Source organism: Marinobacter sp. LV10R520-4 (assembly GCF_002563815.1).
Taxonomy (GTDB): Bacteria; Pseudomonadota; Gammaproteobacteria; order Pseudomonadales; family Oleiphilaceae; genus Marinobacter.
On record NZ_PDJM01000001.1, the window covers coordinates 2299093 to 2314088 of the forward strand.

The following is a 14996-nucleotide window of genomic DNA, read 5'->3' on the forward strand; positions in this document are numbered from 1 at the left end:
AAGCATCCACAAAGTATTTTGGAACAGGTGCTAAGGTTACTAAAATTGAGCCGCTGTAGTCGATGTATCCGTCAGGCTACCAGTCAGTAGAAAAGGCGCAACGTTATAGCGCTAATTCCCGCGGCTGATTATTTACGTTCTAACTTATCAGGTGTTCAACCATGTCTGCATTTAACGCCGTTTTTCTTGATGCCACGTCTCTGAACCAGAACGATCTTGACCTGGACCCGTTGCGCAATGTGTTCTCAAAACTTGACTGTTACGAGCACACCTCTTCCGCCGAGATCCTTCCCCGCCTGCAAGGCGCCCAAGTCGCGATCGTGAATAAGGTGGTTCTCAGTGCCGATGTGCTGAAGGCTTGCCCGGATCTGAAACTGATTCTGGTGTCGGCTACGGGTTTGAATAATGTGGATTTGCAAGCCGCAGAAGAAGCCGGCGTTACGGTGTGTAATTGTCAGGGCTATGGCACCGCCACCGTTGCTCAGCACACCCTGATGTTGCTGCTGGCAATGGCGACACGCCTGCCGGACTATCAGAGCGCGGTTCGAGAGGGGCGTTGGCAAACGTCTACCCATTTCTGCTTTCTGGATTTTCCGATTGTGGAGCTGGATGGAAAAACCCTGGGTGTTCTGGGCAGCGGTGAGATTGGTAGCGCGGTCGCGCGCCTGGGCGAAGCTTTGGGTATGCGGGTGATTGCCGCCAATCTACCGGGCCGTCCGCCAAAAGCAGGACGGGTAAGCCTGGACGAGTTACTGCAGCAGGCCGATGCTATTACGCTGCATTGCCCGTTGAATGAAAACACCCGGCATATGATCGGGGAGGCAGAGTTGGCGAAGATGAAGTCCCACGCATTCATTGTGAACACCGCCCGCGGCGGTTTGATTGACGAGCAGGCATTGGCGGCCGCACTGCGCCGGGGCCACCTGGGTGGCGCGGCAACGGACGTGCTGACTCAAGAGCCCCCGGTGGATGGCAACGTGTTATTGGCGCAGGATATTCCACGGCTGATTGTGACACCGCACACTGCCTGGGGTAGCCAGGAGGCGCGGCAGCGGATAGTGGCTCAGGTAGCAGAAAACGCGGAAGCGTTTCGATCCGGCAAGCCTGTGCGGCGGGTGGCCTGAGGCTCTGCGGACCATTGCAGAGCCAGCTTTGTCATTTCAGTTAACCATGTATATGGCGGCCTGACGCCGCGCTTTTCAGGCGCGAAAATGTCGCGGGCACAACCCCGAGCCAGGCAGCCAACTGGTTGTCTGGCACCCGTTTTGTAAGCTCTGGGTACTCTTCCTGCATCAGCGCATAGCGCTCGCTTGCGGGCATGGTGTGTTTTCGAAACTCGCGCATACTGGCTAACTCGGCCAATTCCTCTGTCAGCGCCAACGCAAATTTGGGCCACTGGCCCTCACCGTGGCTTTGTACTTCCGAGCGGAATGCGGCGAAATCTGCCACCCATGCGGTGACGGCAATACTGCTGTTCAGGCATAAGGTATTTCGCACGGTGCGGCTGCGGCCGAACACCGGCCAAATAATATCGCCCTCCGAGAAAAAGTGATGAATCGCCACCTTACCGCTCGCGGTTTCGCGAAACATTCGCACTACGCCGTGCTGAATCAGGTACACATTGGCCCAAGGGCGGTCGTGTTTTTCCATAACCGTTTCAGCATCTATTTTGCGTACGCTGAATAAGCGTGCCAAATCGCTCAAAAGCAGGCTTTCTGGCGCCGTCTTGTCGTCACTCAGGCGGATACCAAAAACCCGGCTCAAGCTGTTAAGCAAAATCGTTTCGGGGGGCGTGTGCGGCAGCTTAACCATATCCGGATGTTGCTCCGACAACAGACAAGGCGATGAGGACACATCAGGCCGAAAAATACTGTTCATGGCGTTGCCTCCTCCTCATTAATGCAATGACTCAAATAGCCTAACAGAAAACGTGTACTCGAGATGGCTCTGATCATTAACGCTCGCTGATGCCATTTTGCTATAAATGATCATGTCTTAAATACGCAAAAATCCGCTAATAGTTCAGCTCTGCACTGCTTTTCGAAGCTGTTTTGGGGTGAGTGCGGTGCTAGACTTGCGCGCTTCACGAATCGGGATGGAGTCTTCATGGCAGCGGCGCTGGCGCTTTTCTTCAAATTGACACCGCTCTACGTCACCGTGGTGCTGGGTTGGGTGGCCGGGCGCTATTTGCAGGCCAGTGGCCGTCACATTGCCGGCATCATGTTGTATATCGTAACGCCGTCTATCATGTTTTCCGGCGTGATGGCGGCACCCTTGTCCCCTGAAATCATTTTGCTGCCGTTTCTGGTGTTCGGTTTTTGTTGTTTTCTGGGCATTACCCACCAGGCATTTGCCCGGCGCTGGATCGGCGACAGTAGCGCTGCGCTTATGCCCCTGTGCGTTGGCAGCCCGAATGGCGGGTATTTTGGCGTACCGGTGGCGCTGCTGCTATTCGGCGAAGAAGGGCTGGCAATTTATATTGTGTGCGTGCTGGGCACCTCGCTTTACGAAAGCTCGGTGGGTTTTTATCTGGCGGCTCGCGGCCGTTACAGCGCATCCGACGCGCTTAAACGGGTGGCACGGTTGCCGTCTTTGTATGCGTTTGCTCTGGCGGTAATGCTGAATCTTTCGGGCGCTGATATCCCGCAGGTTTTCGAGCCGCTGTTTGATAATTTGCGCGGCACCTACAGTATTCTGGGCATGATGATTATTGGCATGAGCATATCCAGCTTTCGCGGGCTGGCGGGCGACCTGCGGTTCACGGCGCTGGCGTTTTTCGGAAAGTTTGTATCCTGGCCATTACTGGCCAGTGCCTTCTGGTGGCTGGACGCGACCCATATGGGCATCTATTCAGAAGCCGTGCATAAGGCCATTTTCCTGATTTCCATTACCCCGATTGCGGCCAATACGGTGGTGATTGCCACCATGCTGGACACATCGGTAAAACAGGCCGCCGGTACAGTGCTGTTGTCTACGGTAGTGGCGTTGGTGACCATTCCGATCATGGTGGCGATAGCGTTTTAGGTGCTGCGTCTACGTTTCCGTTATGCCGTCACCGTTGCCATGGATGTCAACCTCGTTTGGACGGTGCCGGAGCTTTTCACCTGCTAGTCTATGGTAGGGTAACTAGCAAAGCCTTGCACACGACATAAGGAGAAATATCGTGCTTAACCGGCTACAGCGTCTGATGGGATTACAGACCATTCCGGGGGTGTTCTTTACCTCGGCAGGTATTGCCGTGTTGTTTGTGGCTTTGGCTATTCCGTTTGATGAGGCGGTATCTGGTTTTTTTGGCGGCCTGACGGCCTGGGTTGCACGCAATCTGGGTTGGTTTTACATCGCCACCGTCAGTTTTTTGCTGGTGTTTCTGCTGGGTCTGGCGTTTAGCCGCTTCGGCTCGATTCGGCTGGGTGCAGACGACTCGCGGCCGGATTACTCCAACCTGACCTGGTTTACCATGCTGTTTGCCGCCGGTATTGGCACCATTTTAATGTTCTGGGGCGTGGCCGAGCCGGTGTCGCACTTTGCCAACCCGCCATTTTCAGATGTACTCCCCGGCAGTGAGCGTGCCGCCCGCGATGCGATGACCATATCGTTGTACCACTTCGGGCTTCACACCTGGACGATCTTCGCCATGCCCGGTCTCGCCATCGCCTATTTTGCTTACCGCCATCATTTACCCATGCGCATCAGCAGTCTGTTCTATCCGGTTTTAGGTGACCGAATAAACGGGCCTTTGGGCTGGGCGGTGGATGTAATTGCGGTGCTGGGCACTTTGTTCGGGGTAGCAACATCGCTAGGCCTGGGCACCTTGCAGTTGAACAGCGGTTTGAATTATTTGCTGGGCGTGCCGGTATCCGGTTCTGTGCAGGTGATGCTGATTGCGGTGATTGCCAGTATTGCCGCGGTGTCGGTGGCACTGGGGCTGGATAAGGGCGTACGCCGTCTGTCGCAGCTGAACATCATACTGGCGGGGATTCTGGTTGCGTTTGTGGTGCTAGTCGGCCCAACCGTGTTTATAGCCGAAGGCATGGTGCAAGGGATAGGAGACTATTTAGACGCTTTGCCATGGCTGGCGTTCTGGACCCAAACCTTCAGTGAAACCGACTGGCAGCGCAAGTGGACTCTGTTTTACTGGGCCTGGACAATTTCCTGGGCGCCCTATGTGGGCATCTTTATTGCGCGAATTTCCCGCGGCCGCACCATCCGCGAATTTATTGCGGGCGTGTTGTTTGCGCCCACGGTGTTCACCCTGGTGTGGTTTGGAGTGTTTGGTTTGTCGGCCATCCACGTAGAGATGAACGGCCAGGTCGCGTTGGCTGCGCAGGTTGAACAAAACCCTGCCGTGGCTATTTTTGCCTTTTTGCAGGCGCTGCCCCTTGCGCAGTTTTCATCATCGCTGAGCATCATCATTATCGTGATTTTCTTCACCACCTCGTCGGATTCCGCGTCGCTGGTGATTGATATGCTGACCCGCCGTGACGATCAGCCATCGCTGATACGCCAGCGCATATTCTGGGCTGCCGCCCAGGGCGTGGTGGCGGCAAGTCTGTTACTGGCAGGGGGGCTGGATGCCTTGCAGAATGTAATTACGGCGTTGGGATTGCCGTTCTGTATTTTGCTGATTTTTATGGCGGTGTCTCTGTTCAAAGCGTTGCGAGCAGACAGCCGCGGTTATTCGGTTGATGAATTAGTTCAAGGCCGTGCCTACGACACAGTGTCATCTACCAAAGACGTTAAACAGGAGCATCACGATGTTTCATAAAATATTGTTGGCAATTGACACCGAAGACGACGACGAAGCCAAACGCACTCTGGCTGAAGGCGTTCGCTTGCTGTCTGAGGGCGGCGAGCTGCACCTGGCCAGCGTGTTCAGCCCGGGCGGGTCAGGCTTCTTTCCCCACGTGAGTGACGATACACCGGAAGACCGCGAGAAGGTGGTGCGGGACAAGCTGAACCTGCTGGCGCGTAAATATCTGCCGATGAACCAGGCAGCACACTTACATGTGATGTGCGGCACACCGTCGGAAAAGCTGGTGGCATTGGCGGCACAGGCGGAAGTCGATATGTTGCTGCTGGTGTCCCGCGGTCCGGGTGGGCTTTGGCCCCTGCGCCGGGCAACGGTGGAATACATTACCGTGAATGCGCCCTGCGCAGTGCTGGTCATGCCGTTTGTAGCTGTGGCGGAAAGCGCTGGGGCCAGCAGTAACCCGTCTAACAATGAGGAGGCTGAAGAAAACCGCTGAGTCTCTGTTTTAGGCCCGGTTTCAGGCCTAGTTTTAGGCCCGGTTTCAGGGTTGGTTTTAAGAGCCACTTCAGGACCGGTGCTCCTGGGCCAGCGCGCTGATGTCATCACGAATCTGCGCCACGGTCAGGTCGGGCCTTAGCAACAGTCGCGCCTTACCACGAGTATCGAACACATACACACCGGCGCTGTGAGACACATTATAGTTGTTGTTCTCATCCGGCTCGTCGTAACCGAAGGTGGTGCGATAGCGCTTCACCAGCTGCCGTAGTTGGGACTCGCTGCCGGTCACGCCGGCAATCCGGTCACCGTAGAAGCGGGTGTAGGCGGCAATCTGTTCGGGTGTGTCACGATTCGGGTCTACGCTGACAAACATAATGGTTATCCGTTCACGTTCGTTTTCTGGCAGCTTGCCTACGGCTTGGGACAGCCGTGCCAGCGTGGTGGGGCAAATGTCCGGGCAATGGGTGAAACCAAAAAACACCAACCGCACCTGGCCCTCGGAATCGCTGGCGTTGACCGCTTCGCCCTCGGTGTTTATGAGCTCGAACTCTAAAGGCGGCATCAAATTGCTGATGTCTTTGCCGTGCCATTCGCTGACGCTCTGATTGCAGCCCGCCAGCGCAAAGGCCGCCAGCAATAGCGCCAATAGCACGGCGATTCTTGTGCCTGAAACGAAGGTCGGCATAACAGTGTGCTCCTGTCAGGTGTTCATGTGCCCTGATGGCTGGGCCAGCGTTGCAGTCTGTTTTGGGTAACGGCCATCTTCGTACATGGCCCGGCGCAGAATGATCAAAATGCCCAGCACGCTCATCATTGCCGGCGGAATCCAGGTCAGCAAGCCGCCAAGCAGCTGGTCAGTCTCTGGTGCCAGCGGCCAGGCGCGCCCGCACACCTCGTAAACGTCGTACACCATGCCCCGGGAAAACACGATCCAGGCGCCTAGCAGCATTTGCGGAACCGCAACTACCGCAAGCAAAAGCATTCGTTTGCCGTAGCCCAGAGCGTTGGTCAGGTAAGGGGAGCGGGGGTCGAATATCAGCCACCAGAACAGCAGGCCGTCGAGCAACATGCTCCAGTTCATTACCCAGTAAAGCTGGCGGCTAAGCATTGCGTCGAAGTGGATTCCGGGCGACAGCCAGAAATAAACCAGGCCCACGAACAACACCGGCGCTACTACCGGATTTTGCAAAACCCGGTAACTGATCCGCACGGGTTCCAGCCACGGCAGTGCAGCTTGGGGAATTTTACGGCCCCAGAAACGCATCACCGGTAACGGGTTAGACAACGCGATCAAAAACGGGCCCAGATGATGCAGTATCAGGTGCTGGCCCCGGTGAACAAAAAACATGTACTGGGAATAGTAATCGAAAGCGGTTTGCATCACTGCGTAGCACATCACCACGCCCAGCACGAACGTAATAATGCGCCCGGGGCCGGGGCGTTCGCCATCGGGCATGCGTATCAGCGCCACGCCATAAAACATCAATACCAGCATATAGCTGGCAATGGTCAAAGGTGAAAAATCGTAGGGCAGCAGGGCATTAACGCCGTTCATAGGTGCTACTCGGGATTGCTCTGTTGCAAGCGTTGGCACGGATTTGTTGTTCTACTTAGTAGAGTGTTGACCGCCCTTGCCTTTATTTCAAGTACAGGGCCTACCTAACCGGAGGTATTACCAAAAAAAGGTTGTGAAGAGCAGGCTTTTAAACCAATATTCAATATGAATTTTATAGATTGCACCAGCCGCAAAGGATCTCTGCAGATGACGTTTTACCACCCTGTAGGTAATGAAGTTGAACTTTTCCATGCCGCCGCGAATAACGGCCTGCCAGTTCTGATCAAAGGCCCCACAGGCTGCGGCAAAACCCGCTTTGTTCGTTACATGGCCGAACAACTGAACCGGCCGGTTTATACCGTCGCCTGCCACGACGACCTGACGGCAGCGGACCTGGTTGGGCGGCATCTGATCGGCCCGCAAGGCACCTACTGGCAAGACGGGCCCTTGACCCGCGCGGTTCGTGAAGGCGGCATTTGTTACCTGGATGAAGTGGTAGAAGCGCGCAAAGACACCACGGTTGTACTGCATCCGCTGGCGGATGACCGCCGCGAGCTGCCGATTGAGCGCACCGGTGAGCTGCTGGCGGCGGCACCGGGCTTTATGCTGGTGGTTTCCTATAACCCGGGTTATCAAAGCCTGCTGAAAGGCATGAAACCAAGCACCCGCCAACGATTTGTATCGCTGCGGTTTGATTACCCTTCGGAGGAGATAGAACAAGCCATCGTGATGGAAGAATCCGGTTGCGACCGCGACCTGGCAAAGCAACTGGTTAGCCTGGCGACAGCGCTGCGCAACCTGAAAGACCACGACCTGGAAGAAGCCGCATCCACGCGGTTGCTTATTCACACAGCTCTGCTGATACGGGCAGGTTTGCCAACAGCGGTCGCCTGCCGCGCGGGCATGATCGAGCCGCTTTCAGACGACGAAGCAACAGTCAGTTCATTGATGGAGGTGGTATATGCAGTATTCGGGCGCCCAGACGAAACCCACTAGCGGAGCGGTTGTACCGGTTATCTGGTACTTGCTGAATTTATTGGCAATGCCGGTGGTTGGTTTTGTGATATTGCTCTGGATGTATGTCGGAAGTTCCGGGGTTAACGAACTGCGCCGTGCTCACACGCGAGCGGCTCTTTATATGTCGCTAATCGGCTTCACTTTGATCAGTTCGGGCGTTGCTATCGGCTGGATGTTCTTCGCCGATGTAGGGCATTTCGGGACCTTTGCTTTGGTGTGGGCCATCGCCTTGCATACTGGCTTTGTGCTCTGGGGAATGATTTCATTGGCGCAAGCCATGTCTGATAAAAGACCTTTATTTCCCGCGAAGTGGCTCTAGCCTATTAGCTTGCCGAATTTTGAGAGATGTCCGCCCCCAGTAATCGGTTTCGGGGGCTGCTTATATTCACGTAATCGCATGAAATCCCGCAACCGCAACAATTACCACCGGCGCCCATAGTTGAGCCGCCAACCGCCACCCACGGGGTGCATTCTTCATCTCCATGAAGTGATCCACCAGCAGCAAGGATTTCACGATCACCATCCCGAAAACCAGCCAGGCCAGAAATTCAGGGCCTATACCTGCCTTAAGCGCAATGACCGGTAAAGCCGTGCAAATCATCAGAGCAAAATAAACCGTCAGCATTGCTAACCCTCCCTAGGCCATTACGTAAAGCACCGGAAACATAACCAGCCAAACCAGATCCACCATGTGCCAATAGGAGGCGCCAGATTCCATGCCGTTCATGTCGGAGCCGTCGTAGTCTCCGTTGCCTATTTTTACGGCAAGCACAATCAAAACAATCTGCCCCAGTATCACGTGCATAAAGTGGAAGAAGGTCAGGAAGAAATAAAACATGAAGAAAGTATCTGTGCCGAGGTTATAGCCTTGGCTGTACAGATCCACGTACTCATAAAGTTTGCCAACGGTGTAAATGCAGGAGACTGCAACGGCCAGCCATAAGCGCCATTGCGCGCCGGAGAGCTTTTCACGAAACTGGTGAACGGCAGTCGCGACCAGATAGCTGGAGGTGATCAGTGCAGCGGTATTCAGCAGCCCGATCCAGGCGTGCAGAAGATCGCGGCCGGCGTGGAAGGTGGCTGGGTCGAGGCTGCGGGCCACGGCGAAACCGATGATTATGATTCCGAATACCGCCAGCTCGGCGAAAATGAATAGCCATACGGCGATATCGCCGGGAAGCTGATGGCAATCGGGCTCTGGCTCACCAATCAGACCTGTCATATCACTGTGTCAGGTTCAGGTAGAGCTTGGGCAGCTGCAAGGGCAGTTGTGCCGGGTCGCGAATTACCACGTAATTGTTGCTGCCGAACACATAGGGCAGGTACTCGCTGGCATCGTCATCAATGGTGACGCAAAACGGCGTCAAGCCAGCTTTGATGGCTTCCTGTACCGCCATTCGTGTGTCTTCAACACCGTAGCGGCCTTCATAGATATCCAGATCATTGGGTTTGCCATCGGTCAGCAGCAGCAGAACCTTTTGTTGTTCGTGGCGCGCCTCCAGCAATTTGGTGGCCTGGCGAATGGCGGCGCCCATGCGGGTATAAAAACCCGGTTCCAGCGCCTGAATCCGGCCCCGAATGGTGCTGGTATAGGCTTCATCAAAACCCTTCAGGTGATGAAAGCGCACGTGGTCACGCCGTCGTGATGAAAATGCAAACAGGGCGAAGGGGTCGCGGCTGGCCTGCAGGGCTTCGCTGAGCAGTTGCAGGCCGTCCCGGGCAATGTCGATGACCCGTTGATGATTGTTTATATAGGTCTCGGTTGACAGCGACACATCCGCCAGCACCAGGCAGGCGAGATCGCGCTGGCTCTGCTGGCAGCGGCGAAACAGCTTCTGATCGATCGCGCCCTGGCCGCGCCGGTTTTGAACCTCCCGTTCCAGGCAGGCGTCCAGGTCCAGCTCGTCTCCGTCCAGCTGCCTTTTTTGCCACTGTTTGAGGGGCTTTAGCGCGCTGAACTGGCGCTGAAGAAGTTTGGCGGACCGCCGCAACTCTTCCGGAAGCTCCGCAGGCTTAACGTCTTTTGCCAGCATAGGCTGCACGCAGCAGAAGGCTTCCCGATAGCTCTGGCTGCGCCAGTCCCACTCCGGTAAATGAATACCCGGGCCAAGGCGCAGGTCGTCGTGTTCTTCCGAGGGCAGATCCAGGTCAAACTTGATAGACGACGACGTCTCCTTGCGGTCATTGGACACAGAGATCATGTCCATGTCGTCTGCAACGGCCTCGGCGTCTTCCTCTTTGGTGTCGTCACCCGCTCGGTCAACCGGAATGAAGTCGGTCCAGGAAAACAGACTTTCCAGGCGGAAAATCATCAGCCCCTGATCGCGGTCGAAGGCTTCCACGCGCTCTGCCTGGCGGCGCTTGTTCTTCTTGGTCAGCCCTCCGGGGCTGGATTGAGTGTCTTCATCGCCGGTTACCGGCCCGTTAGCTTTTCCTTGTTCCAGCGCCGGGTATAACCAAAGAATGACCGGCCAGGGATCCGTTCCAGCAGCGGGCAGGGCAGGAACACTGCCCGGATGGATAAGCGCCTGGCGGATCGCCTGTTCACGGATGGCTTCCTCGGCCGAGAGGCCTTCTGGATCCGGGCGCCAGCGCAGAACCTGTTTCACCAGGCGCTGGTAAACACTTTCCAGCCCCGGCCAACGCGCAATCACATCCTGAACCAGCGCCTGATTGCCGGTAAACCAGTCACTATCAGCCGGAGCCGGGTTAGCTGCGAGTGCGGCCAGCCATATATAGAGTTCGCGGTTCAGGCGTTTGGACGGGAATTTAGCCACTTTTTCCGGCAGGCGCAGATTTTGTTCATCCCGCCAGGCCAGCTCAAATTTACGGTGTGTTCCGGCAATTTTGTGCAAAAACCGTCGGCGCAGTCGAAAGTGCCTGGGTTCTGCCGTCACCAGGCTGAGCGCCGGATCGCCGCCGAAGGCGCGGAACACAATGCCGAGGCTGCGGGCTTCGTCTTTTAGATAAACGGCGTGCTCGGGGAATTCCCCCAGAGCCTGGCGGGTAATGTATTCGTGCCACTTGTAGCCGACCCATTCTTCCATTTCAGGCTCCTTTTTACCTAAGATACATCGTCATTTCAGGTGCTGTTAAGCCCGCGGTCTGGCGGGTTTGCTGTCAAGCTGGTGGCTGGGGATCAGAACAGTCTGCCGGCTGGGCTCGCCCGGTTGCCAATGCAGCAGGCTGCCTTCTGGGTTGTTTTTTTGCACCTCACGGCAGGCGCTTACGCATTGCAGGCACTGGGTGCAGGAAAATTTTGCGCGTTTGTGGCTGCGAGTAGGCAGGCGCATAGGGCAGGCCTCGTCGCAGGCTTTTGTGCAGTCGCGGCAGGCCGCGGCGCGGCTGGTGTCAAAGGTCACTAGCTGCCCGCGGCCATGGGCCATCCAGGCAACACTCTGTACGACGCCGAACACGCAACCGTATTTGCAAAAAAGATGGCGGGCAAACAGAAAGTCCAGCGTGAAGGCCGTGGTTGCGGCGGCCAGAAAAATACCCGGGTAAAACGCCAGGTTGCCAGTGATCAAGTCCGTATATAACGGAATAGGTGGCAGTAGGTAAGAAAGCAGAGCGAGGGCCCAGGAAAAACCAATCAGGCCGCAAACCAGGGTCAAGCCCGCCCAGTGTATAACCTTGCCGCGGCGGCCTTTTTTAAGGGCTTCCCAGAGTGTCGGGCGGCCGGTAATACGTGTCATCAGTTGGTTGATGGTTTCCACCACAGAGAAATGCGGGCACAGCCAGCCGCAGTATATTCGTCCCCACTTCCAGGCAACCCAGAGTACAAGGGGAACCAGCACCAGAATGGGAAGAATGAACCACAGCAGTATCTGGCTGGCGACGTCCACAGGAGAACTTTGCACCACCCAGTCGAGATTCAGATTGAACGAGAGCGGAAAACCGAGCAATACAAATCGGGTTTCCGTCAGGTCATAGCGAAAGATATTCAGTACCGGTGCCAGCAGGAACAACCCAAAGAAGGCAGCGCGGGTGATCAGCCGCTTGTCCTGGAGTGTGTCTTTGGGATTTGCTTGCTGCACGGTCACAATTGCGTTCCGGATAAGCAGGGCCGGAAACATGTTCCGGCCCTATGGATTTACCCTATGGATTTCAGGGTGGCGGGCTTACGCGTCCTGAAGTACAGGGCCACGAGCTTCTTCATCAAAGGACGCCTGTCCCTTGATAAAGAAGCTGCAGAAGTACACCACCAATCCGCCTGAAAAGAAGCAGCCAGCGATCAGGCGCGCCCAGTAAAACACCGCGATCTTGTCCTGGGTGACCATAAACGACAATGCTTCACCGCTTTCTGGCATACGTTGCAGCCAGATTTGCAGGATGCCTGCACCCGTCAGGAACAGAGTGATGAACACCATGGAGATGGTCATCAACCAGAATCCCCACATTTCCACCACCTGGGCCTCGTTGCTGTTGCCGTAAGGCCGGCCCCGCATGATTGGCATGGCGTAGGAAATGATGGTGAGCACGATCATCACATAGGCGCCGTAGAACGCCATATGGCCATGGGCTGCCGTGATCTGACTGCCGTGGGTGTAGTAGTTTATCGGTGCCAGCGTATGCAGAAAGCCCCACACGCCTGCGCCCAGAAAAGCCATCACAGCAGTACCCATAGCCCACAGAGTTGCGGCCTTATTGGGGTGGTTACGCTTGCGCCGGTTGATCATAGTGAAGGCAAACAGCACCATCATGAAGAACGGAATCGGTTCCAGTGCGCCGAACACAGAGCCTAGCCACAGCCAGTATTCGGACGGTCCGATCCAGAAGAAGTGGTGACCGGTGCCGATGATGCCGGTAATCAGCGCCATGGCAATGATGACGTACAGCCACTTCTCGATGACTTCCCGATCTACGCCGGTGATTTTGATCAGTACAAAGGCCAGGATGGCGCCCATGATCAGTTCCCACACGCCTTCAACCCACAGGTGTATTACGAACCACCAGTAGTACTTGTCGGTGGTCAGGTTTTCGGGGTTGTAGAAGGAAAACATCCAGAGCACGGTCAGGCCGATCAGGCCGGTGATCAGTATAATATTGACCACGGTTTTGCGGCCTTTGAGGGCGGTCATCAGGATGTTGAACAAAAACCCGATGAACACCAGGGCCAGACCTATTTTGGTAATCGTGGGTTGTTCCAGAAACTCCCGGCCCATAGTGGGCCACAGTTTGTTCATGGTGACTTCCGCCAGAGTGGCGTAATCCACAAACAGGTAACCCAGAATGGTCAGCGTGCCGGCAACCGCAAACACCCAGAACAGAATCCACGCAAGCAGCGGGCTGTATATCTCGGTTTGCGCTTCTTCCGGTACCAGATAATAGGTTGCACCCATAAAGCCGAACAACAGCCAGACGATCAGCAGATTGGTGTGAACCATCCGGGCAACGTTGAAGGGTATTTCCGGGAACAGAAAATCACCCACCACGTATTGCAGGCCCAGAATCAGACCAAATAGGATTTGGCCGGCAAACAGAATCAAGGCAAAGATGAAGTAGGGCATGGCGACCCGTTGAGACTCGAATTTCATATTTTTTCCCTTAGCCTTCGATGTTGGGTGGCCAGCCGTTATCGTCAATCTTGGACGTCCACTCGAGGAACGATGCCAGATCTTCGATTTCCTGGTCTGTCAGGTTGAATTGCGGCATTTGCCGGCGGCCGGGTGCTTTGGTAGGCATGGCGTTCATCCAGGCGTTCATGTACGCCTTGAACACGTCGCTGTTGCCGGCGCCGCGGCGGTCGAATACGTTGGCCAGTTCCGGTGCAAAGTAAGCGCCTTCGCCCATAATGGAGTGGCAGCCGACGCAGTTGTTGTTTTCCCAAATGTGTTTGCCATTAACAACCTGCTCGGTGAGCTGGTCCCGGTTATCCCGCTCGGGCATCGCCCGCGATTGAGTGTCAAAAGTCAGAACCAGAAACAGCAGGATGAAGAAAGTGCTTCCTCCCAGATAGATGTTTCTGGCCATGCTTTTGGTAAAGCGTTCGGCCATTGGACTGCCCCCTTGGTTGGTTTGAAATACCTGACGAGCTCATTAATGAGCAAAAAGATGTATCAGTAATGAATATTATCGGTCGTCATGGCGTTTCATGCCAGCACGCAGGGGAGTTACCTCTAAAGAGGTATGCGGCAGCGTTAGCAGGTTTTTCGGTTAGCGGAACACCGTCTTCACGTTGGCGCCAGTGGGGCTTTTGGCCTCAGAAATATCGATTCGAGCGTGGAGTACAACGCTCAGGTTGGCTATCAGGGCCAGCAGGCCAATGGTGCCCATGGTAAAGGGTTCGGGGATAACGCCCTGTTCCATCACCCAAAGCGCACGGGCCCACACCACAATGCCGAACGCCGTCATGGTAATACCTTTGACCATGGCCGCGCGCCCGCGCCAGAGCATGCCGAGGGACAGAACGGAAAGTGACAGAATGTAGTTGGCGCTATCGCCAAAGAAGTCGATGGCGTCTGCCATCAGGGAAACGGAGCCAGATTGCAAACTGGCAGCACCTTCCACGAAAAACATGGCCAGATTAACCCAAAGGGCGATCCACAGTGCGCGACGAAAACCCGGAGCCGGGGATTTTAGTACTGGACCAGAGCAACCGCACGCCATAAACACCTCGTTCTATTTGGTAGGTGTGTATTAAAAACCCTGTAGTTACTACAGGGTCAATGTCCGGCAAGCTGTTTTCGCAAATTTTTAGTGGTTACCCGGTTTGTGGGTTCCAGGTACGTGATTGCGCTGGTCTGTGTTGTTGCCAGACAGGTCGCCCAACTCTGAACTCAGGCCCCCTATAATGCCGCACTGCTCAACGGTGCCTGCCTTTGCGCAGGCCTGTTGCAGCTGCTGCAGGGCCGTTTCAAGGTTTGCGAGTTCATTCAACCGGTCGCGCACGTGGTTCAGGTGACGAGCCAGAAGGGCGTCAACTTCATAGCAGTCTGCTTCGGGGTTTTCGGACAGCCGAATTAACTCCCGAATTTCGTCCTGAGTCATATCAAGGTTACGGCAACGTTTGATGAACAAAAGGCGGTTCAGGTGTGCGTTACCATAAACGCGGTAACCGCTGGCGTCCCGATCCGGCTTTAGCAGCAGACCGATTTTTTCATAGTAGCGAATCGTTTCCACGGGAACGGATGCGTGCCCGGATACCTCACCAATTTTCATTGCATCGGTTCCCTG

Annotated in this window: 17 protein-coding genes; 6 read left to right on the forward strand and 11 right to left on the reverse strand. The window is 55.5% G+C overall.

The window, feature by feature from the left end:
* Nucleotides 1–161: 161 nt before the first annotated feature.
* Entirely contained in the window at nucleotides 162–1124 is a 963-nt protein-coding gene (locus ATG98_RS11075; protein WP_098421151.1) for a 2-hydroxyacid dehydrogenase, read from the forward strand.
* A gap of 40 nt (nucleotides 1125–1164) precedes the next feature.
* Here ATG98_RS11075 and ATG98_RS11080 read toward each other — a convergent pair whose 3' ends face one another.
* Entirely contained in the window at nucleotides 1165–1878 is a 714-nt protein-coding gene (locus tag ATG98_RS11080) for a Crp/Fnr family transcriptional regulator (protein ID WP_098423041.1), read from the reverse strand.
* Between the two features lie 228 nt (nucleotides 1879–2106).
* Here ATG98_RS11080 and ATG98_RS11085 point away from each other — a divergent pair, with 228 nt between their 5' ends.
* The 3 genes from ATG98_RS11085 (at nucleotide 2107) to ATG98_RS11095 (ending at nucleotide 5246) form a co-directional block, all read left to right on the forward strand.
* Nucleotides 2107–3024 carry an AEC family transporter gene (locus tag ATG98_RS11085; RefSeq protein ID WP_098423043.1) on the forward strand — a complete coding sequence of 306 codons (918 nt, stop codon included), beginning with the start codon at nucleotides 2107–2109 and terminating at the stop codon, nucleotides 3022–3024.
* 139 nt (nucleotides 3025–3163) lie between these two features.
* Nucleotides 3164–4765, forward strand: a complete 1602-nt coding sequence (locus tag ATG98_RS11090) for a BCCT family transporter (protein WP_098423045.1) — start codon at nucleotides 3164–3166, stop codon at nucleotides 4763–4765.
* The gene (locus ATG98_RS11095; protein WP_098421155.1) at nucleotides 4755–5246 is read left to right on the forward strand and encodes a universal stress protein; all 492 of its coding nucleotides are present in this window, start codon (nucleotides 4755–4757) and stop codon (nucleotides 5244–5246) included. Before ATG98_RS11090 ends, ATG98_RS11095 begins: the two co-directional genes overlap by 11 nt.
* Before the next feature lie 69 nt (nucleotides 5247–5315).
* Here ATG98_RS11095 and ATG98_RS11100 read toward each other — a convergent pair whose 3' ends face one another.
* Both ATG98_RS11100 and ATG98_RS11105 read right to left on the reverse strand, forming a co-directional pair.
* Nucleotides 5316–5933, reverse strand: coding sequence for an SCO family protein (locus tag ATG98_RS11100; RefSeq protein ID WP_098423047.1), 618 nt, complete (start codon nucleotides 5931–5933; stop codon nucleotides 5316–5318).
* Between the two features lie 15 nt (nucleotides 5934–5948).
* A complete protein-coding gene (locus tag ATG98_RS11105; RefSeq protein ID WP_098423049.1) occupies nucleotides 5949–6803 on the reverse strand; it encodes a cytochrome c oxidase assembly protein in 855 nt (284 codons plus the stop codon).
* Nucleotides 6804–7010: 207 nt separating this feature from the next.
* Here ATG98_RS11105 and ATG98_RS11110 point away from each other — a divergent pair, with 207 nt between their 5' ends.
* Both ATG98_RS11110 and ATG98_RS11115 read left to right on the forward strand, forming a co-directional pair.
* On the forward strand, nucleotides 7011–7799 hold the full coding sequence (locus ATG98_RS11110) for a CbbQ/NirQ/NorQ/GpvN family protein (RefSeq protein WP_098423051.1): 789 nt from the start codon (nucleotides 7011–7013) through the stop codon (nucleotides 7797–7799).
* 28 nt (nucleotides 7800–7827) lie between these two features.
* Nucleotides 7828–8139, forward strand: a complete 312-nt coding sequence (locus tag ATG98_RS11115) for a hypothetical protein (protein WP_228706093.1) — start codon at nucleotides 7828–7830, stop codon at nucleotides 8137–8139.
* Between the two features lie 66 nt (nucleotides 8140–8205).
* Here ATG98_RS11115 and ATG98_RS11120 read toward each other — a convergent pair whose 3' ends face one another.
* The 8 genes from ATG98_RS11120 to ATG98_RS11155 form a co-directional block, all read right to left on the reverse strand.
* On the reverse strand, nucleotides 8206–8445 hold the full coding sequence (locus tag ATG98_RS11120; protein WP_098421160.1) for a cytochrome C oxidase subunit IV family protein: 240 nt from the start codon (nucleotides 8443–8445) through the stop codon (nucleotides 8206–8208).
* Between the two features lie 12 nt (nucleotides 8446–8457).
* Complete coding sequence (locus tag ATG98_RS11125) at nucleotides 8458–9042, reverse strand: cytochrome c oxidase subunit 3 (RefSeq protein WP_098423055.1); 585 nt, start codon at nucleotides 9040–9042, stop codon at nucleotides 8458–8460.
* Between the two features lies 1 nt (nucleotide 9043).
* Nucleotides 9044–10867 carry a nitric oxide reductase activation protein NorD gene (locus ATG98_RS11130; protein ID WP_098421162.1) on the reverse strand — a complete coding sequence of 608 codons (1824 nt, stop codon included), beginning with the start codon at nucleotides 10865–10867 and terminating at the stop codon, nucleotides 9044–9046.
* A gap of 45 nt (nucleotides 10868–10912) precedes the next feature.
* Complete coding sequence (locus ATG98_RS11135) at nucleotides 10913–11863, reverse strand: 4Fe-4S binding protein (RefSeq protein ID WP_098421818.1); 951 nt, start codon at nucleotides 11861–11863, stop codon at nucleotides 10913–10915.
* A 78-nt stretch (nucleotides 11864–11941) separates the two neighbouring features.
* Nucleotides 11942–13357, reverse strand: coding sequence for a cbb3-type cytochrome c oxidase subunit I (locus tag ATG98_RS11140; protein WP_098423057.1), 1416 nt, complete (start codon nucleotides 13355–13357; stop codon nucleotides 11942–11944).
* A 10-nt stretch (nucleotides 13358–13367) separates the two neighbouring features.
* The gene (locus ATG98_RS11145) at nucleotides 13368–13817 is read right to left on the reverse strand and encodes a c-type cytochrome (RefSeq protein ID WP_098421164.1); all 450 of its coding nucleotides are present in this window, start codon (nucleotides 13815–13817) and stop codon (nucleotides 13368–13370) included.
* A gap of 159 nt (nucleotides 13818–13976) precedes the next feature.
* On the reverse strand, nucleotides 13977–14429 hold the full coding sequence (locus ATG98_RS11150; protein WP_098421165.1) for a cation diffusion facilitator family transporter: 453 nt from the start codon (nucleotides 14427–14429) through the stop codon (nucleotides 13977–13979).
* 87 nt (nucleotides 14430–14516) lie between these two features.
* Entirely contained in the window at nucleotides 14517–14981 is a 465-nt protein-coding gene (locus tag ATG98_RS11155) for a Cd(II)/Pb(II)-responsive transcriptional regulator (RefSeq protein WP_098423059.1), read from the reverse strand.
* Nucleotides 14982–14996 lie beyond the last annotated feature (15 nt).